Below are 17,545 nucleotides of genomic sequence, written 5' to 3'. Positions count from 1 at the left end.
ATGAACGACCTTCCACAACTCACGCAACCATCTTTGCTGAAACAGCAACTTCTCCATTTCGACGCTCTGCTAACGTCACGCTTCGTGGCAGGTGGATTTCCCGTGTTTCGTCTCTACTGCAACTCAGAGGGCTCACACGTTTTGTGTTGTGCGCATTTCCCCGAGTTCAGCGGTTCGAACGCGGACGAAGAGTTCACCACCCAGCAGAGTTTCGACCGCGCAGTCGAGAAGATGCTGCGCGAGGCGTCCTTCGAACCGACAACCCTGACGTTGGTGGGCGAGCAACAGGGATATCCAGTCGGAGCCCACCTGTTCGTTGCGACGGTTCCGCGAACCGGCAGCGTCTCCTTTGCCTTTCAAGAAGCCGGACCGCCGTGGATCGTTCTCGGCCTCGATGTTTCTTCTGAAGAATTCTGGTCCGAGATCGACGAAGACGAAGATCTCCTCGCCCTCGGCCCGATCTCTCCGTTGACGTCGGTCCCTGCCGTTGTACTCACTGCAACCGGGTGGCCACAGCGAAATGACCTCGACTCACCTTGAGCTGAACTAGTTCATCACCCCGGTTCTCGTGAGATCGAACAAAAATCGGCATGATTTTCGTGAAGATCGACCGAGATGCCCGTCACGTCCTACGCCAAGATTTAGCGGTCACACTCGACCGCGCCCTCTCGAACTTCGCTCGGGCCCTGGCTCCTTCACGGAGGCACAATGAAACACCGCTCTTATCCGGCACTTGCAACGGCCGCGGGGCTCGCACTCGTGTTGTCGGCTTGCAGCTCGGGAGACACGTCCTCGGGCTCCGACGGCGGTGAACCTCTGACAGACGGAACCTTCCGTTATGCGTTGCAAGCCGATCCGGGTGCACTCAACCCGATCATGTCCGGCTCCGCGGCAACCGCTGACATCTCGAGGCTGGCCTACGACTCCCTGGTCTACCAGGATCCGGACACCAGTGAATTCAAACCGTGGTTGGCAGAGAAATGGGAAGAGACGCCGACCTCCGCATCCTTCACCATCCGCGAGGGAGTGACCTGTACCGACGGGTCGACGCTGAACGCGCAGACCGTCGCGAACAACATCAACTTCGTGGCCGATCCGGCCAACGGTTCACAACAACGCGGCACTACGGTCCCCGTAGGCGCTTCGGCCACTGCCGATCCCGCGACCCGCACCATCACGGTCACCACTCCGGCGCCGAGCCCCTTCCTCCTCCTCACGGTCAGTCGCCTCCCGATCATGTGCGACGCCGGACTCGCGGACCCGACCGCCTCGAACAAGAAGTCTCTCGGTTCCGGGATGTTCGAAGTCACCGAAGTCGCCGCCAACGACCACTACACGTTCGAGCGTCGTGACGGCTACAACTGGGGCCCCGACGACACCACCTCCGACACACCAGGTGTCCCCAAGACCGTCATCGCTGTCATGGCACCCAATGTCAGCACCGCCGCAAACCAGCTTCTCTCCGGCGAACTCAACGCATCTCCGATCGCCGGTCCGGACAAGGACCGGATCGAAGCCGCCAATTTCGCCTCGATCAATCGCCCGATGCCGTCCGGTCAGATGTACTTCAACCAGATCGCGAACAATCCCACCAGCGATCCCGCCGTTCGCAAAGCACTCATCCAGGGAGTCAATCTCGACGATCTGGCAGAAGTTATCACTGCCGGCCAGGGCACCCGCGCAACAAGTCTCGTCGGTGTAGAGCCCCGCGCCTGCGTGTACGACTCCGTCACCGGCAACATTCCGGACTACGACGTCAGCGCAGCGAAGGCAACCTTGGACGCGGCCGGCTGGACCGCCGGGTCGGACGGAAAACGAAGCAAAGACGGAAACCCGTTGACACTCCGCCTCTTCTACGCAGGAGGCGAAGAGGCTCGCAGCGCAGCAGCCGAACTCGCTCAATCTGCATGGTCGGATCTCGGCGCAAACGTCGAGGTAACGGGAGCCGACCAGACCAAAGTTGTCGACGTCATGCTCAGCGGTAAAGACAACAATCAGTGGGACATCGCATGGATCCAGATCAACAATTCGATTCCCAGCGGGTTCACCCCGTTCTTCACCGGACCTGCTCCGGCAGCCGGTAAGAATTTCTCTTCGATCAACAACCCCGCCTACGAAGCAGCGGTGGCCAAGGCTTCCGGGTTGACCGGCGACGCAGCGTGCGCAGAGTGGGCAGACGCCGAGTCGCAGATCACCAAGACGGTGTCCGCGGTGCCGTTCGCGAATACGAACATGAGCTTCTACTTCAACAAGGCCGGGCTCGCATTCGGTAAGTCCTTCATCGGGTCTGCACTGCGTCTCTACCAGTAGTCCGATCGATCGAAACCCCTGTGGCAACGAGATATGTCAGATCAGTGCGATCTGACGTATCTCGTTGCCACACCTATCGTCTCGTTGTCCAGCTCGACGTAGGTCAGCTGAGGAATCGTGGACGCAAGTTCCGTGAAAGACCACTTCGCAACATTCTCGAATGACGGACGGAAATCGAAAATCTCCTGCCAGACACCGCTCGCCAATCGCTCGGCGCACCGATCGACGGACTCGTCCAGAGCGTCCGTGTCGACAAACCATCCACGTTCGCCGAGTTGGTCGTCCTCGAACGAGAACCCGACTCGCATCGTCACGCGAAATCCCTCGGCAGGCATCAGCGGCGGCAAATTCTTTGCGTCCCGCACGGGTGCCGGAAGCCCTTGCCTCACAGCGAATGTACGACGGATCTCGATGCTGAACATGACGACCACGGTATCAATGTTCGTCGAGCACAGTTCTACGAGCGAACGAGCCTCGCAATCGCGTCGGTCGCTTCCTTCACCTTTGCCTCCGCCTCGGGACCACCGTCAACGGCAGCTTTGACGACGCAGTGGCTGATGTGGTCCTCGAGCAGCCCCATGGCCACCGCGTGGAGAGCCTTGGTCATCGCCGAAACCTGCGTGAGAATGTCGATGCAGTACTTGTCCTCGTCGACCATGCGCTGCAGGCCGCGGGCTTGACCCTCGATGCGACGCAGGCGCCCTAGGTAGTCGTCCTTGGCGGTGATGTAGCCGTGGGAATCACCCGTGCAGCACACATCGCCGGTCGTATCATTGCCCGGGGCACTGCTTGGAGCGTTGCCCACTTCTGTCGCTTCCGACATTCGATGTCCTCCTGTTCGTCAACGCGTGACTTCGCAACAATTCTCGTTACCGGGGCGATGTGCGGATACTCTTCGACTTCCGTTGTCTTGCAGAGCAATCACTGCGCACATCGCCACGCATTTCGCTACTGCACGAACAGATGGGTGCATGGTGATCGCCCATGCCCGTTTTCCCGTTGCTGCGAAACTCATTCGGTCTCAGTGCCCGTGGTGCGAGTGGCTCGAGTGTTCGGCCCCAGGCGTGGTCGCATTGTCGGCAGTCAGAGTGAATTCCGCCGTACGCACCACTTCGCCATGTTTGAAGTCCAGGAACAACCGGTAGTCCTCAGCGCTCGGCATGTTGGCGTAGAAGGTGATTGCCGGTCCAGCCGGCGTGACACCGTCACCCGGATGACCATCCGGATGCACATGGAGATAGGCGAGGTCGGAGGCACGCAACGCGACCAGATGCCCGTACGCGGCAAGGTAGGGCTGCAAGTCTGTGACTGGGATTCCGTCACGACTGACCGAGAGCGTGAGCTTCGATGTCTGGCCGGCATGGGCCGCGCCTTCGAGAGAGACGGTATAGCCGTCGACCGTCGTGACGGCAGCAGCGGCGGGCAACGGCCGAGGATCATAGGACCCGGCGACGCGTACATCCGCACTCAGCGTCATTCCGTCACCCCCGTCCGGGGTGAAGTCAGCGAAGACTCGGTAGTCTCCCGCGTGATCGAAATCGACTGACACACGCCAGTTTCCGTTCTCGTCCAATTCGGGATGCACGTGCTGGAATCCGGTCAGGTCCAGACCGACCACGATCAGATGCAACTGCTTGTCGTGGGTGTCGGTGTACCTGGTCAACGGAGTTCCAACCGAATCCAGGATCCGGAACTGCAAGGGGACATGGCTGCCGACGGCCGCCTCCGACGTTGCCAATTCCAGTGTGTAGCCGTTGCCGCTGAACATCTTGCCCTCCAAAGTTTGGGTCGGCAGCACTTCCGTTGCCGTCTGCGTCGGGTTCGACACTCCTTGAATTCGAACCTGTTGCAATTTGTACCATACCCCCCTAGGGTATGCAACGAACTACTCGAACACCATGAATTCACTCGAAGGAGATCCGATGCGCATCTACGCAGAGCGCCGGCCGAATGAGTTCCAAGAACAGCATTTCCCCGCGCACCTCAACGAAGCGCTGCGCCGATGTCGCCCAGGCTCGCTTTCGACACCCCCTGACCACACGAGCATCACCTATACCCCGTAGAGGTAAGGAACTCAGAATGTCCACACAACCGAAATCCACCCGTAAGTGGTGGGCGTTGGCGTTGATCGCCGCCGCTCAGTTCATGGTCATCATGGACACCTCGATCATCGGTGTCGCTCTCCCCCAGATGCAGAGCGATCTCGGCTTTTCCCAGGAAGGCCTGACCTGGGTCTTCAATGCGTACGTCATCGCATTCGGCGGGCTACTCCTCCTCGGCGGCCGCCTGTCCGACCTGTTCGGCGCCCGCAGAGTGTTCTCCGCTGGTTGGCTGATCCTGCTGATCGGTTCCGTTGTCGCCGGTGCCGCCGGTAACGTTGCCGTCGAACTTGCGGGCCGCGCCGTTCAGGGTGCCGGTGCCGCACTCATCGCACCATCGGCGCTCACCTTGCTGATGATGCTGTTCGGCAGCACGCAGAAAGAGATGACCAAGGCGCTGTCCATCTACGGCGCTGCCGCCCCGGCAGGCGGTACGGCCGGAGTGTTCCTCGGCGGCGTCATCACCGAATACACCAGCTGGCCTTGGGTGTTTTACCTCAACATTCCCATCGCCGTCATCGCGCTGATCGCTACTCCCCTCCTGATGCCGAACGCACCGGCACGTACCGGGTCGATCGACTTCCTCGGCGCACTCGCTGTCACCGCAGGTCTTGCTGTCGGAGTCTTCGGCATCGTCAGAGCACCTGATGTCGGATGGGGATCCGGGCAGACGTGGCTGGCGCTCGCCGTTTCGGCCGCTCTGTTGGGTGCATTCGTGTTGATCCAGTCCAAGCGTCGGGAACCTCTGGTGCGTCTGGGAATCTTCAAGGCGCCCAACCTCGGTGCCGCGAACATCGCTCAGCTCGTCCTCGGCGCTGCCTGGATACCGATGTGGTTCTTCCTGAACCTGTACCTGCAGCAAGTGCTCGGATACAGCGCCTTCCCGGCCGGTGCGGCGCTGCTGCCGATGACGATCTTCGTCATGCTCGGCATGGTCGTCGTGGCACCACGGGCCATGGCACGCTTCGGTGCAAAAGCGATGATCGTGACCGGATTGCTGGTACTGGGAATCGGTTTGGGTTGGATGTCGTTGATCCGGCCCACCGGCAACTTCTGGGTCGACGTACTGCCGGCGTCGCTCGTGGCTGCGGCAGGTATGACGCTGGCGTTCATTCCCTCACTCGGTACGGCGATTTCGGCTGCACGCCCGGAAGAGGGCGGATTGGCTTCCGGCATCGTCAACGTCAGCTACCAGGTCGGCTCGGCTGTCGGCCTCGCGGTGATGACCGCGATCGCAGCAGTGTTCGGCGCTGATCAACTCGGTGACCTGACGGAGTTGACGAACGGTTTCTCCGCCGTGTTCCTGGGAGCAGCCGCCATCGCAGTGGTGGGCGCAGCAATCACCGCGGTCGTGATGCGGTCGACCAAGGTCGACGATCCTCGAACCGTTCAATCCACCGTCAATTCTTGACCAACTCCGGTGGTGGGTTCGTCCGGCTGTCACCAGCCGAACCCACCACCGGCGGAACCACTTAGGACTCGTTATGTCGCGCCTTGCATCTCTCACACCCGCCACCGCTGTCGGTGCATCTAAAGACCTTCTCGCCGAACTCGTCAACCGTCATGGACAGGTCGGTGACATGGTCGCGGCGATGGCTCATTCGCCCGCCGTACTGGGTGGCTATCTGCAACTCAGCCGGGCAATGAAGCGAGCGAAACTGAGCCGCAAGATCACCGAGCGAATCTCGATCGCCGTGCAGGTCCAGCAAGGTTGCGCTGTTTGCCTCGAAGCCCACGTTGCCGCCGCGCACGCCAACGGCGTCGAGGCGGACGAGATCGAGCGTGCCCGCGCGGGCACGTCCGCCGATCCCGCCATCGCGGCAATGATCGACCTCGGACTTCGCGTCTATCGGGAGCCTGCCTCGATTTCAGACGAACACATCGCGGGCCTTCGAGCGCACGGCTACGGTGATCGCGAGATCGCCGACGTAGTCGGAATCGTCGCCCTCAATGTCCTGACCGGAGCTTTCAATCTTGTCGCGGGAGTGAAACCAGATGAACCGGACCGCTAGGACCGCACCGGAACGGAACAGCATGCGTCTGTTCTTGATTCGCGACTATCGCCTGCTCTTCAGCGCCCAGATCATCGCGCTGTTCGGCACCGGATTGGCGACGGTTGCGCTGGGTCTACTCGCCTACGAACTCGCTGGGCCGAGCGCCGGAGCTGTGCTGGCCACCGCGCTGACGATCAAGATGTCCCTGTACGTCGTGATCGCTCCACTCGCGGCGGCGTACGTCGACCGGTTGCCGAGACGTGCTTTCCTCGTTGCCCTCGACGCCCTTCGTGCAGCGGTCGTGATCGCATTGCCCTTCGTCAGCGAGATCTGGCACATCTACGTGCTGGTAGGCGTTCTCCAAGCTGCGTCGGCAGCGTTCACTCCCACGTTCCAAGCGGTCATCCCTGACATCGTGACCGACGAGGCCGATTTCACCCGCGCACTGTCTGCATCGCAGGTCGCTTACACTATGGAAAGCCTGCTCAGCCCTGTTCTTGCCGCAGTCGCACTGTCCTTCATGACATTCAACCTGTTGTTCGTCGCCACCTCCGTGGGCTTTGCGGTCTCGGCACTGCTCGTGCTGGCCACCCGAATCCCCAACGCTCGCCGGAGTACTCACCGCAAGGCGTGGGATCGGATCGCGTCGGGGGTGCGAATCTTCGTGACCACACCGCGACTGCGCGGCATCATGGCACTCAATCTCGTGGTGGCAGCAGCCGGTTCGATCGTCGTGGTCAACACCGTCAACTACGTCCGCGACGAGCTCGGTGGAACCCAATCCGACGTGGCGTGGATGCTTGCCGCGTCAGGCACCGGCACGTTGGTGACCGCGCTGCTTCTTCCACGCGTTCTCGACAGAACCGCTGAACGCACTGTGATGACAGCAGGTTCCGTTGTCCTGGTCGTCAGTGCCAGCGCGGCAGCAGCCCTCGCCGTGGCCGGTGTATTCACGTGGATGCTCACTGCCGCAGTGTGGGCACTCGTCGGCGCCGGGATGGCCATGATCGTCACGCCGACCGGAAAAGTACTTCGGCGCTCCGTCGAGCCCGCAGGTATACCGGAGGTATTCGCAGCCCAGTTCTCCCTGTCACACCTCGCCTGGCTTGTCACCTATCCGATCGCCGGATGGGTTGGTTCGAGCGCGGGATTTGCGGTCACCTGGAGCATCCTTGCAGCGCTTGCCGCAGTGGGAGCCGTTGCAGGATTTGCACTTTGGCCTCGGGAGACAGTTGCTGAATTGCCCGGACAAGCGACGTACGAAACCACGCGAGGCGAATGCACCTTGGCGGCCACCCAGTGCGCGTGCGCTCGCACCGTCTGATGTCGACGGTCTGCCCGAACCCCGATTGGGCCTCAACGAAAGTGGTGGTGCAGCCATCGCCTGCACCACCACTTTTCGCTCAGCTCACGTCAGCGTACTTCCGCGGATTTGCGTCGAATCGAGGACCACAACCCTTGCAGCAAAACCAGTACCGATTACCTTCGTAGTCACGGAACATGCCTTCCGCTTCGGCACGCGCCTTTTCGATCACACTGCCGGGCATGACCCGACATTCGACGAGTTCACTACTGCCAGAGTTGAGTAGGTCTTTCCCACCGGTCGGCATCGCCGTACCGACAGTGCCTACAGCGCCATTGGCGTCGGCCTTCGGGGTATTTCCACAGCCACAACTACTCATTGGGATTCCTGTTCTTTTGCTGGACGGATGTGGCCCGGAAAGCGAGCCCGACACAACCACCAATATACCCCCTATAGGTATATTGGAGATAACTTGAAGGTCTGCGCGTACAGCACCTCGACACATAAACCATTGCAGGAGAACGAATAATGCGTCCCCAGTCTCGGATCACCTACAGCATCATGACACAAGAAGCATTATACCTAATGGGGGTATAGGGTAGGTCTGGCATCGGCCATCCATGTCCACGAGGTCGTCGACGAAGAGGCGCAATGAAGAACTGGAAAGCAATCGGCAGCAGCCGATTCGCCGTAGTTGGAGCTTTGCTGTTGGTCGGCGCGCTCTGGGGAAGCTCGTTCCCCCTCGTTGCTGTGGCAGCACCAACACTCGGCGCCGTCGGCACGACGCACGGCCGCTTCATTGTTGCAGCGTTGATTCTCGCACTGATAACGGCTTCCAGCAGATCGACCTGGCGCGCGGTCGGTCACCGGTTTCCTGCATTCCTACTGCTGGCAGCCCTCAACGTCGCTGGGCCCCTGACGCTTGTCGCAACTGCGATCGTCGGCCTCAACTCGTCGACGGCGTCGATCCTGAATGCCACGACGCCGATGTTCACCGTATTCGTCGCCGCTTTCTGGCTTCGACAAAAGATCACCTGGCGAAAACTCTCGGGGGTCGCGATCGGCATCGTCGGCGTCTCGGTGCTCGTCGGTGGAATTCCGTCAGCGCTCGACAGTCGCGCAATGCTGGCCATTGGCGCATCTTTGACCGCGGCGCTGCTGTACGCAGTCGGAGGTGTCTACGCACGAAAGTCGTTCCAGGACACTCCACCGATGACACTGGCCCTCGGACAACAACTTGCCGCGGTTGCCCTATTGGTTCCCGTGTCCGCCGTCGCTCCCCCACCGGGGCCCATAACCGTCGGTCCACTCATCGCCGTGGCAGCCCTGGGGCTGGGGGCTACCGCCGGTGGCTACCTGGTCTACTTCTGGATAATTCGTCAGGCGGGTCCAGTCGCGGCATCGGCCGTCACTCTTCTCGTTCCGATTTCGGCATCAGCCATCGGAGTGCTGTGGTTGAACGAGCCTGTTACCTTCGCGCTCGTTGGCGGTCTTGTCATCATTCTTGCCGGAGTGGGCTTGCTCCTGGATCTTCCGCCGACGCGAGATCCATTGCGCAGGGTTGCCCCGGGGCGGGCGGCTAGCGCGGACAAACGGCCGGTCAGCGGCTGATCGGAGCCGTCCAAAGTCCGACCAGCGCGTCGACGAGGTCGGTCGTGAAGTCCTCCCATGACGTGACCGCGTCCGGCCCCTCTTCGGCAAGCGTGCGCTCACGTTCGGCGAACATGTGCACGATCGCATTGCGTCCGATATCCGCGCGGGCGCGTCGAACACTCATCGGCATGTCGGCCAGACAGTCAGAGAGTCCCCGAAGCGTCTCCTGCAGGGTGGGCGAGGCCAATACCTCGTCGTAGACGATTTTCCGCAGGACCGGGTCGGTGAGAATCTGTGCACTGAACCGCGCGTACCAAGTCGGGCCACCCATTTCGGCGTAGTGATCGGTCGACGCCCGAACCAGACACGAAATCCAGTCACGAACGTTTGTGGACCCTTCGATCTCACGCAGCAGTTCGCCACGCTTCTTCTCGACCTGCTGGGAATGCTTGTTCACGATCGCGCGGACCAGATCGGTCTTGGTCCCGAAGTGGTATCCGACGGCTGCATTGTTGCCCTGACCTGCCGCTTCACTCACCTGGCGGTTCGAAACCGCGAAGACTCCGTGCTCGGCGAACAGCTGCTCGGCGACGGCGAGAATGCGGTCTCGGGTTGCAGCAGAGCGCGCGGAATTTGCGGCGCCGCCGACGTCGGCCGACGCGTCCTCAGTCCTCGTAGTCATGGACACCATCATCCTCGACCATCCGAAGCTGCTCGGCACCGGAGATATTCGTCACGATCGGAGGCGCACCCTTCCGTTAAGTCAGTCACTTGATTTAACTTTAGTTCAATCAACTGACTTAAACCATTATTCGTTCTTCCTCCGATGGAGTTACCGCAATGTCGTCAACCACTTCTCCACCACCGACAACGCCGCCACAGACAACGAAGTCGCCAGCCACCACCGCAGTGGTGGCTGTTCTGGCGTTTTCCGGCATCGTCGTCTCGCTCATGCAGACGCTGGTCATCCCGATCATCCCGCATCTGCCCGAGTACCTGAACGCGCCGGCGTCCGATACCGCGTGGGCTGTGACCGCCACGTTGCTCGCCGCCGCCGTCGCCGTCCCGACCATGGGCCGCTTGGGCGACATGTTCGGCAAACGCCGTCTGCTCCTGATCAGCATGGCGCTGTTGGTAACCGGTTCCGTGGTCGGAGCCCTCAGTTCAAGCGTTATCCCCCTCGTTGCCGGCCGAATCCTGCAAGGCCTTGCTGCCGGTGTCATTCCGCTGGGTATCAGTGTGATGCGCGACGTGCTTCCACCCAAGAAGCTCGCCGGCGCTGTTGCGATGATGAGCGCTTCGCTGGGAGTCGGTGGCGCTCTGGGGCTTCCGATCGCGGCTTTGATCGCCGAGTACGCCGACTGGCACGTCCTGTTCTGGGCGTCAGCCGTGCTCGGCGCGCTTGCGGCCGTTCTTGTTGTCGTCCTGGTCCCCGAATCGGCGGTTCGCACAGGAGGCACGTTCGATTTCGGCGGAGCAATCTCACTCTCAGCCGCCCTCATCGCTCTTCTACTCGCAATTTCCAAGGGTGGCGACTGGGGTTGGACGAGCACGCTCACGCTTTCCCTGTTCGGCGCTGCGATCCTGATATTCGGATTCTGGGCATGGTGGGAACTACGCACCCCCAAGCCGCTGGTGGATCTACGCGTATCCATCCGCCGCCAGGTGCTCTTCACCAACCTCGCATCCATCGTGTTCGGATTCGCGATGTTCGCCGCCAGCATGGTCTTTCCCCAGGTAGTCCAGCTGCCTGAAATCACTGGTTACGGCCTCGGCGGTTCGATGCTCACCGCAGGTCTGGTCATGGCTCCCTCCGGCATCATCATGATGCTGATCTCTCCGCTGTCCTCACGCATCACCAATTCGCACGGCCCCAAGGTGACGCTCATGCTCGGCGCCATTGTGGTCGCAATCGGTTACGGCATCGGCATTTTCGCCATGCACTCGATTTGGGAACTGATCGTGATCGCAGTAATCATCGGCGCCGGTACCGGTATGGCTTACGGCGCAATGCCCGCTCTCATCATGGGGGCTGTTCCTCCGTCCGAGACCGGAGCGGCCAACAGCTTCAACACTCTGATGCGCTCCCTCGGTACATCATTCGCCAGCGCCATCGCGGGTGTCGTCATCGCCCAGATGACCATGTCCGTCGGTGGGGCAACGCTGCCGTCGGAGAACGCTTTCCGCGTCGTCATGGCCCTCGCTGCCGGATCCGCCGTCATCGCACTCGTCCTGGCCGGTTTCCTCCCTCGGTTCAACGGCTCGAACTCCCGCAAGGAGATTGGTAGCCAGCACACCGATACGTCCCCGACCACGTCGAAGGAATCCGTCCCGACGCACTGAGCAAGTGCGCAACACACACAGCACGGCCCCGGCGGAGTCCAACTCCGCCGGGGCCGACGCGTTTCACACATTTTGCGGTTGATACACCTGCAGACGACCGTTTCGTGACATGCTCCGTTGAGATGGGTGCTCGTTCGATACTCGGGGAAAGGATGCCGCGATCGCCGCTCCTCGTGCTGACGTCGCCCTTGCCGTCGCCGCTGCTGCCGTCCTGGGCATAGGCGTCGGTGTTCTTCTTGCCGATGTCGTCGCCGGCCTGGCTGCAGGTGCCGGTGCTGCAGTGGTATTTCGGTTTGCACTTCGGATGATCAATACCCGAAAGTGAGCGTTTGCCGAGGGTCCTACTTCAGGACACGGATCGCCGAGCCCGGAAGGATTCCGCTCGACGGCGGGTAGATCGACGTTGCGCCGTTGAAGAACATGTGAGCGGGAGTCGTGGATACCGGCAGCAGGTCGATGTCGTTGAACAACGCGCGCTCACTTTCCTCCCAGACCTTGCAGGACTCGTCACCGGGAAGAAGCGAAGCCTCAGTGGACAATTCGATGTACTTCTTGTTGTCGAGGGAAGCGAAGTTCACTCCTTCAGGTTTGGGCGGGCCGGTGAAGTACTTCGCAAAGATGCTCGGCGTATCACTCCCCAGCGTCAAACCGATGGAAACGTCCCACGACGACAGGTCGGTGGTGCTGAATGTGTTGGCAATGACGAAACTGTAGTCGCCGCCAGTCAGTTTCACCTTCGCGCCCAGTCCTTCCCACTGTGTTGCTACGTATTCCGCGGCGGCAGAGTTTGTATCGCGTGAGTTGTTGAAAATTACGTTGAGGGCAAGCGGTCGACCGTCCTTCGTCAGGAGGCCGTCGGGACCCGCCTTCCAACCTGCGTCGGACAGCGTTTTCTTTGCTGCATCGACGTCGAAATCGGGGATCGTCCCTTCGACACTGTTGTAGTCGCAGGCAAGGGGTTCCGAAACCGCGAGGGCGCGTGCACGGGTTCCTTTACCGCCGGTGGTGATCTCGGTGTAGTCGTCCAGGTCTACTGCCTGCACGAGGGCCTGCCGTACAGCACGGTCTGCCGTGGGTAGGGCCGCGAAATGATTGAAGATGAACTCGCCGGACAACGTGGTGTAGGTCTTCGAATCCAGACCCGCTGCCAAGACTCGTTCCTCGTCCGAACCGGTCACCGCCGCGGCATTCACTCCACCGGTGAGAACAAGATTCGCCGTCGTACTCGGATCGGTGACAATCTTGATCGTCACTGTCTTCGGCACCCCGAGAGTGTCGGAAGTGGTCTCACCGTTCGGACTCCAGGTGTAACCGTCGCGGCGTTCCATCGTGATGTGATCGTTGGGAACAACTTCGGTGACCTTGAACAGACCCGTTCCGTTACTACTCGAACGGATACTGGCCGGGTCTTCGAGCGTCGCAGCGCACGGAAGCCGCATCGAGCCTATTCGGGAGAGCAAGAAGGGTGCCGGTTCGGCTGTAGTGACCGTCAGTTCGTCACCGTTCGCGGACGCGACCGTCGACGACGGCACGGTGGATCCTCGTAGCGGTGAAGCGTTTTCAGGGTCCATGACCCAGTTGATGTCATCGGCTGCGGTCTGCGCGGTGAAGGAAGTGCCGTCGGCACAAGTGACGCCCTTCTTGAGCACGAACTTCAGCGTGTTTCCTTCTTCACGCCAACTCTCCGCCAGATACGGACGCACCGTGCGGGTTTGCGCATCGATGTCGATCAACGAATCGTACGAGTACGCGTTCACGATCTGAGTCGACGTAAGGTTTGTGATCAGAGGGTGCAGATTTCCGGGATCGGCGTTGATGACAGTCGTGAAACTGCCGTCCTTTGCATACTCACCGACCGAACCTTCGGGACTGGATGCGCCGCCACACCCGGCCAGAGTGAATACGCCAACGCTGATAACTGCTGTCGCGGAGACAGAACGGGCTTTCATACGAGCCGCCATCTACTAGGAGTTGCCATGGCGACAATCGTGCGGGACTGACGTGGTCTGTATCTCGTTGAAGTTCCCCATACAGTCGGCCGTACGCTGTTCGATTGTCACTATCGACCGGGCAATCGCAGACGCTAAGTACGACGCCATCGTTGACGACTAAGTACGACGCTGCCGTTGACGGTGATTCGCGACGTTGATTCGGTTGCCGCACAACGCCGGCATGCAGTAGCGGCGTCGCCCTCCCCGGCTCGTATCGACAAACACCCCGTTGCACGTCGGCGACGCGCATGGGCGGAATCGTTCGTACCCCAATGTGCGCAGAGTCCCCAGCAACGAGAAGCCGATCAACAACGCAAGCTCACCCGCAAGATCGATTCTTCTGTCCGGTACCGCATTCCATCGATAGTCGAACTGGGCATCAGGCACGAGTCGAACGTGATGCGGGACAGTCTGCAGGAGTCGATCAGTGCGATCAACGAGTTCGTCGGAGGTCGAAGCATCGAGAATCGAACGAATCGCCTCTCTGAGTGCCTGCACGTCGGCAAGTTCACCGCTGGTAAGCCGACGCCCGTTGCGGAGCGCATCCGGCGAGAGTCCATGTTCATCCAGTAGATCGTGAAGCGCCTGAGGGTCAGCCAACGCGTCACCTGCCTCCACCCAGACCCGGGGCGAGGTGTTGACCAGGTCGGTCGCGAACGACGCACCGACGACGTAATCGTCTAAAACTACTTGCATCCCTTACCGCCCTGCCTTACCGTAATTGAATAACCCAACTTTACACCTTACGGAGGCAGCGGGATGGAACATTGCGCAGACCACAGACTGCCCGAGATACTCCGAGACACTCATCACCGATTGCGCCGCGCCGGCACCGTGGCATCGGAGACGCCTGTCGTCGCTGCCGATCTCTACTGGTCGATCGGCGCGCTCGCCCAGTGCCTGACCGCGATGGACGAGGTCATTTCACAACTTGGAGTCAATGCCCGAAAGCAGTTGCGAGCTGGAAAGTTCGACGTCCAGAGCGGACCGTTCGAAGGAGAGCCCGACGCCGCCTTACTCACCGCAGTTCTTGCACTCGCCAGAGCATCGAGTAGTTGCGAACCGGTTCAGGCGGCAATCGGCAACGCTCAGATCGCGGTGAGCGATCTCGTCGTCGCGAGGACTACCAGCGCCTGACACTCGGGCGGGCCACCCGTCCCAGTAGAGACTGTATGGTTGGTTTTCGGCATCCGCCGAGACCGTCGAACAGCAGGGACCGGGTTTTCACTGTGAGTACAGGGACATCAACGATCTACGAGGACAGGACCGTCCGAATCGACGATCAGGGCGTCACGATCCGCCACTATTACTTCCCGTTTGTCAGCAAGTTCGTTCCGTACTCACAGATCGAATCCGTCGACCTCGGAGTCATGTCATGGCTGAGTGGACGCTTACGAATTTGGGGAACAACAGATTTCAGCTCGTGGTACAGCCTGGATCTTTCACGCCCGTGGAAGGAGACCGCGGTGGTACTCACCCTCGCCGGCCGCGGAGCGCCTTCATTCAGCCCAAAGGACGCAGATCGCGTCGAGACCGAAATCCGCAGTCGCATCGGATCGCACGCCGCGAACTGACTAGCGAAACTCGGATTCGACGGTAACGATGTCACTCCAGTCGGTTCGATCGAACAACCGCGACAGTGCAGTGAACAGAACTTCCGGGTCGATGACGCTCTCGGCTGAGTGCACACCGACCCGATCCCGAATCGTTCCGTCGGCCAGCCTGGACACCACCTGAGCAAGGCCGAGCGCCAAGGGGATTCCGGTTGCACCGGCCATGTCCGACAGTAACGCCGATACCGGTGAATCGTCAGCGATCCGTGCCACGACGCGCATCTCTCGACCTTCGCGCACCCCGGTCGCCGAGGCGAAAAACAACGGCAAGGATCCATGACCGGCACGCGTGAGCATTCGAGGCGCAGCACGGATCATCCGCCGGAGCGAGGGCTTGCCCAATTCTTCAGCAGCCGAGTCGAGATCAATTCTCCCCTTGTCGATATCTGAGCGGAGAACGTCGAGAAACGCCACAGTTTCCGGTGAGATCACCATCAGATTTGCCGAATGCCCTGCAGGATTGATGGTCCGATGAAACATCACCGGCTCCGGATGCCCGACCACGTAAGCGTTCCCCCGACGTCCGCCGGGCAGTTCGAGTGCGATGGAACGCAACGGTTCTTCGTTGACGATTCGCCCCGCACGAACCACTGGAACCGTGCCGCTGATCTGCTGCATCCAGTGAACGGCCGCTGCACTCAGTGTGTCCACCGACTCGTCCTCGCCCTCGACATCAACCGGCCAGGCTGTGTACAGATCGTCGACCACGTCCAATCGCGAGACTGCCATCGCGGCCAGGAGGTTACTCATCCCGGGACTTGCGCCCATGCCGACTACCGCGCAGATTCCGGCTTCCCTGGCAGCACAGTCCAATTCCAGCATGTCGACGGCAGGTTCCCAGTCGTCGCAGATGTCGAGATAGTGCGTCTCGGTCTCGATCGCTGCCTGGAGAACGCCGACACCGAAACGGAAGAACGGGCCGACGGTATTGATGATCACGTCTGCGCCATCCAACAATTCACGTAGCGTGCGACCGTCCGTGACGTCGATGCTGCGCGCCTCGACTTGCGCTGACGCCTGAGCCAGTTCAACTGAAAGACGCTTCGCAGCATCGATATCGCGATCCGCGACTACTACCTTGCCGATTCCCGGCAATGTTGCAGCAAGACGAACTGCTGCCGAGCCCATGGCACCGGCACCGCCCAGTGCGACAACCGTGATTCCGTCAGCCATGAATTCCCTCCAAAAATGCAGTCTGATCCGCTAGATAACCGGGAGCGAAGATAGAACGGGGAGCAAGGACGGCCACCAGAGCCGACATCACTTCCGAGTCTTCGAGGTCCTTCTCCACAATCGAGTGAGTGGCGTCGGGATACTTCTTGACCACCAGTTGCCCTGGCGAGTCAAGTAATTCGCGATACACCCTTTCGGTATCGGCCACGTCGACGTTGACGTCTTGTCCGCCGATGATCAAGAGCACCGGAACCCTCACGGATTCGAGATCGGCTCGCGCATCCGATCGGTAGTTCTTTCGAATGAAGTTCCACCGGTCTTCGGTGAGACCGTCGGCCTCGCCGGAGGCCACGAGATCGTCGTACGATGCATCACGGGCCAACTGATCCAAGTTCTTCGCACGATCGACCCGCGCTTTCTCGAACTCGTCGGCCGACGCATTTCTCTCGGAAAGTTCTGCAAGGGTATTGAATTCGCCTTGTTGGAGCCAGTTGATCGCGGGACCCACGGCAATGACGAACGCTACGTCCGGGTCGAGGTTCACCACCTTGGGCATCACCCACCCTGCCTGGCTTGCACCCCACAGACCGATACGAGACGGATCGATATCCGAACGTCCCCGTGCCCACTCGATTGCCGCTTCCGTTTCTGCCGCGCGATCGTCCATGCTCTGATCGAGCCAATTGCCCGGTGCCCCATTCACCCCCGACTTGTCCCAGGAGAGTGACGCGTACCCCGCCTTTGCGAACGCCTCCCACACCGGTCGATAGAACGTCTCATGTGTTGCATCGACCGGGCCGTCTCCGTGGACGAAAACCACGAGGCCGAAGGGACCGTCACCGTGTTCGGGCAGTGCAAGGACTCCCTGGAGCGGCACCGATCCCCCGGTGATCGTCACTTTTTCCTCACGGATGTCATAGGTGTTCTGGTACAGCGTCCAGCCCACCAGAGTCGCGATCAGAACAACGACCCCCGTCAGGGAAGTAACCATCCACCTGCGTAAACGAGGCTTACTCTTGCCCTCGCTCATCGATACCGCTGCCATCTTCCCGCCCTAACGTACGAATTTGAAACGATCGTATTGCATTCGATAGTACAGTTGTGGGCGAAGATGTCGAGAAGCGAG

Annotated in this window: 18 protein-coding genes; 9 read left to right on the top strand and 9 right to left on the bottom strand. The window is 60.6% G+C overall.

Features of this window, described 5'->3' with window-relative positions; all coding sequences use genetic code 11:
* Nucleotides 1-102: 102 nt before the first annotated feature.
* Both B0E55_RS00210 and B0E55_RS00205 read left to right on the top strand, forming a co-directional pair.
* Nucleotides 103-540: a hypothetical protein gene (locus B0E55_RS00210; protein ID WP_080909044.1), complete on the top strand. Its 438-nt coding sequence runs from the start codon at nucleotides 103-105 to the stop codon at nucleotides 538-540.
* Nucleotides 541-708: 168 nt separating this feature from the next.
* On the top strand, nucleotides 709-2,310 hold the full coding sequence (locus B0E55_RS00205) for an ABC transporter substrate-binding protein (RefSeq protein ID WP_080908865.1): 1,602 nt from the start codon (nucleotides 709-711) through the stop codon (nucleotides 2,308-2,310).
* 41 nt (nucleotides 2,311-2,351) lie between these two features.
* Here the strand turns inward: B0E55_RS00205 and B0E55_RS00200 are convergent, their stop codons facing one another.
* The 3 genes from B0E55_RS00200 to B0E55_RS00190 form a co-directional block, all read right to left on the bottom strand.
* Complete coding sequence (locus B0E55_RS00200) at nucleotides 2,352-2,732, bottom strand: 6-carboxytetrahydropterin synthase (RefSeq protein ID WP_080909043.1); 381 nt, start codon at nucleotides 2,730-2,732, stop codon at nucleotides 2,352-2,354.
* 35 nt (nucleotides 2,733-2,767) lie between these two features.
* Complete coding sequence (locus B0E55_RS00195; protein ID WP_020968305.1) at nucleotides 2,768-3,133, bottom strand: metal-sensitive transcriptional regulator; 366 nt, start codon at nucleotides 3,131-3,133, stop codon at nucleotides 2,768-2,770.
* Nucleotides 3,134-3,331: 198 nt separating this feature from the next.
* Nucleotides 3,332-4,138: a hypothetical protein gene (locus tag B0E55_RS00190; protein WP_024487558.1), complete on the bottom strand. Its 807-nt coding sequence runs from the start codon at nucleotides 4,136-4,138 to the stop codon at nucleotides 3,332-3,334.
* A gap of 251 nt (nucleotides 4,139-4,389) precedes the next feature.
* Here B0E55_RS00190 and B0E55_RS00185 point away from each other — a divergent pair, with 251 nt between their 5' ends.
* The 3 genes from B0E55_RS00185 to B0E55_RS00175 all read left to right on the top strand — a co-directional run bounded on the left by B0E55_RS00185 (nucleotide 4,390) and on the right by B0E55_RS00175 (nucleotide 7,727).
* A complete protein-coding gene (locus B0E55_RS00185) occupies nucleotides 4,390-5,820 on the top strand; it encodes an MFS transporter (protein WP_020968303.1) in 1,431 nt (476 codons plus the stop codon).
* A 73-nt stretch (nucleotides 5,821-5,893) separates the two neighbouring features.
* A complete protein-coding gene (locus B0E55_RS00180) occupies nucleotides 5,894-6,421 on the top strand; it encodes a carboxymuconolactone decarboxylase family protein (protein WP_021333740.1) in 528 nt (175 codons plus the stop codon).
* Nucleotides 6,405-7,727 (top strand): MFS transporter, encoded by a 1,323-nt coding sequence (locus B0E55_RS00175; RefSeq protein ID WP_019746698.1) that lies wholly within the window; start codon nucleotides 6,405-6,407, stop codon nucleotides 7,725-7,727. Before B0E55_RS00180 ends, B0E55_RS00175 begins: the two co-directional genes overlap by 17 nt.
* A gap of 79 nt (nucleotides 7,728-7,806) precedes the next feature.
* On the opposite strand, the gene B0E55_RS32085 is transcribed toward B0E55_RS00175, so the two are convergent.
* Complete coding sequence (locus B0E55_RS32085; RefSeq protein ID WP_228117936.1) at nucleotides 7,807-7,905, bottom strand: YHS domain-containing protein; 99 nt, start codon at nucleotides 7,903-7,905, stop codon at nucleotides 7,807-7,809.
* A gap of 452 nt (nucleotides 7,906-8,357) precedes the next feature.
* Between B0E55_RS32085 and B0E55_RS00165 the strand changes: the two genes are divergently transcribed.
* On the top strand, nucleotides 8,358-9,317 hold the full coding sequence (locus B0E55_RS00165; protein WP_080908863.1) for a DMT family transporter: 960 nt from the start codon (nucleotides 8,358-8,360) through the stop codon (nucleotides 9,315-9,317).
* On the opposite strand, the gene B0E55_RS00160 is transcribed toward B0E55_RS00165, so the two are convergent.
* Nucleotides 9,307-9,981, bottom strand: coding sequence for a TetR/AcrR family transcriptional regulator (locus B0E55_RS00160; RefSeq protein ID WP_080909042.1), 675 nt, complete (start codon nucleotides 9,979-9,981; stop codon nucleotides 9,307-9,309). The two genes, B0E55_RS00165 and B0E55_RS00160, sit on opposite strands and share 11 nt — an antisense overlap.
* Nucleotides 9,982-10,139: 158 nt before the next feature.
* Here B0E55_RS00160 and B0E55_RS00155 point away from each other — a divergent pair, with 158 nt between their 5' ends.
* Complete coding sequence (locus B0E55_RS00155) at nucleotides 10,140-11,642, top strand: MFS transporter (RefSeq protein ID WP_019746694.1); 1,503 nt, start codon at nucleotides 10,140-10,142, stop codon at nucleotides 11,640-11,642.
* Between the two features lie 341 nt (nucleotides 11,643-11,983).
* On the opposite strand, the gene B0E55_RS00150 is transcribed toward B0E55_RS00155, so the two are convergent.
* The gene (locus B0E55_RS00150) at nucleotides 11,984-13,591 is read right to left on the bottom strand and encodes an ABC transporter substrate-binding protein (RefSeq protein ID WP_080908862.1); all 1,608 of its coding nucleotides are present in this window, start codon (nucleotides 13,589-13,591) and stop codon (nucleotides 11,984-11,986) included.
* A gap of 159 nt (nucleotides 13,592-13,750) precedes the next feature.
* On the bottom strand, nucleotides 13,751-14,329 hold the full coding sequence (locus B0E55_RS00145; RefSeq protein ID WP_080908861.1) for a CGNR zinc finger domain-containing protein: 579 nt from the start codon (nucleotides 14,327-14,329) through the stop codon (nucleotides 13,751-13,753).
* 63 nt (nucleotides 14,330-14,392) lie between these two features.
* Here B0E55_RS00145 and B0E55_RS00140 point away from each other — a divergent pair, with 63 nt between their 5' ends.
* Both B0E55_RS00140 and B0E55_RS00135 read left to right on the top strand, forming a co-directional pair.
* Complete coding sequence (locus B0E55_RS00140) at nucleotides 14,393-14,770, top strand: hypothetical protein (RefSeq protein ID WP_080908860.1); 378 nt, start codon at nucleotides 14,393-14,395, stop codon at nucleotides 14,768-14,770.
* Between the two features lie 92 nt (nucleotides 14,771-14,862).
* Nucleotides 14,863-15,207 carry a hypothetical protein gene (locus tag B0E55_RS00135; protein WP_019746690.1) on the top strand — a complete coding sequence of 115 codons (345 nt, stop codon included), beginning with the start codon at nucleotides 14,863-14,865 and terminating at the stop codon, nucleotides 15,205-15,207.
* Here B0E55_RS00135 and B0E55_RS00130 read toward each other — a convergent pair whose 3' ends face one another.
* Both B0E55_RS00130 and B0E55_RS00125 read right to left on the bottom strand, forming a co-directional pair.
* Entirely contained in the window at nucleotides 15,208-16,419 is a 1,212-nt protein-coding gene (locus tag B0E55_RS00130; RefSeq protein WP_080908859.1) for a saccharopine dehydrogenase family protein, read from the bottom strand. It lies immediately after the preceding gene.
* The gene (locus B0E55_RS00125; RefSeq protein WP_198538384.1) at nucleotides 16,412-17,410 is read right to left on the bottom strand and encodes an alpha/beta hydrolase family protein; all 999 of its coding nucleotides are present in this window, start codon (nucleotides 17,408-17,410) and stop codon (nucleotides 16,412-16,414) included. The genes B0E55_RS00130 and B0E55_RS00125 overlap by 8 nt, the downstream gene beginning before the upstream one ends.
* Nucleotides 17,411-17,545 lie beyond the last annotated feature (135 nt).

The organism is Rhodococcus sp. 66b (assembly GCF_002076325.1).
In the GTDB taxonomy this organism is placed as follows: Bacteria; Actinomycetota; Actinomycetes; order Mycobacteriales; family Mycobacteriaceae; genus Rhodococcus_F; species Rhodococcus_F erythropolis.
This window is presented reverse-complemented; position numbering and strand designations above follow the sequence as displayed.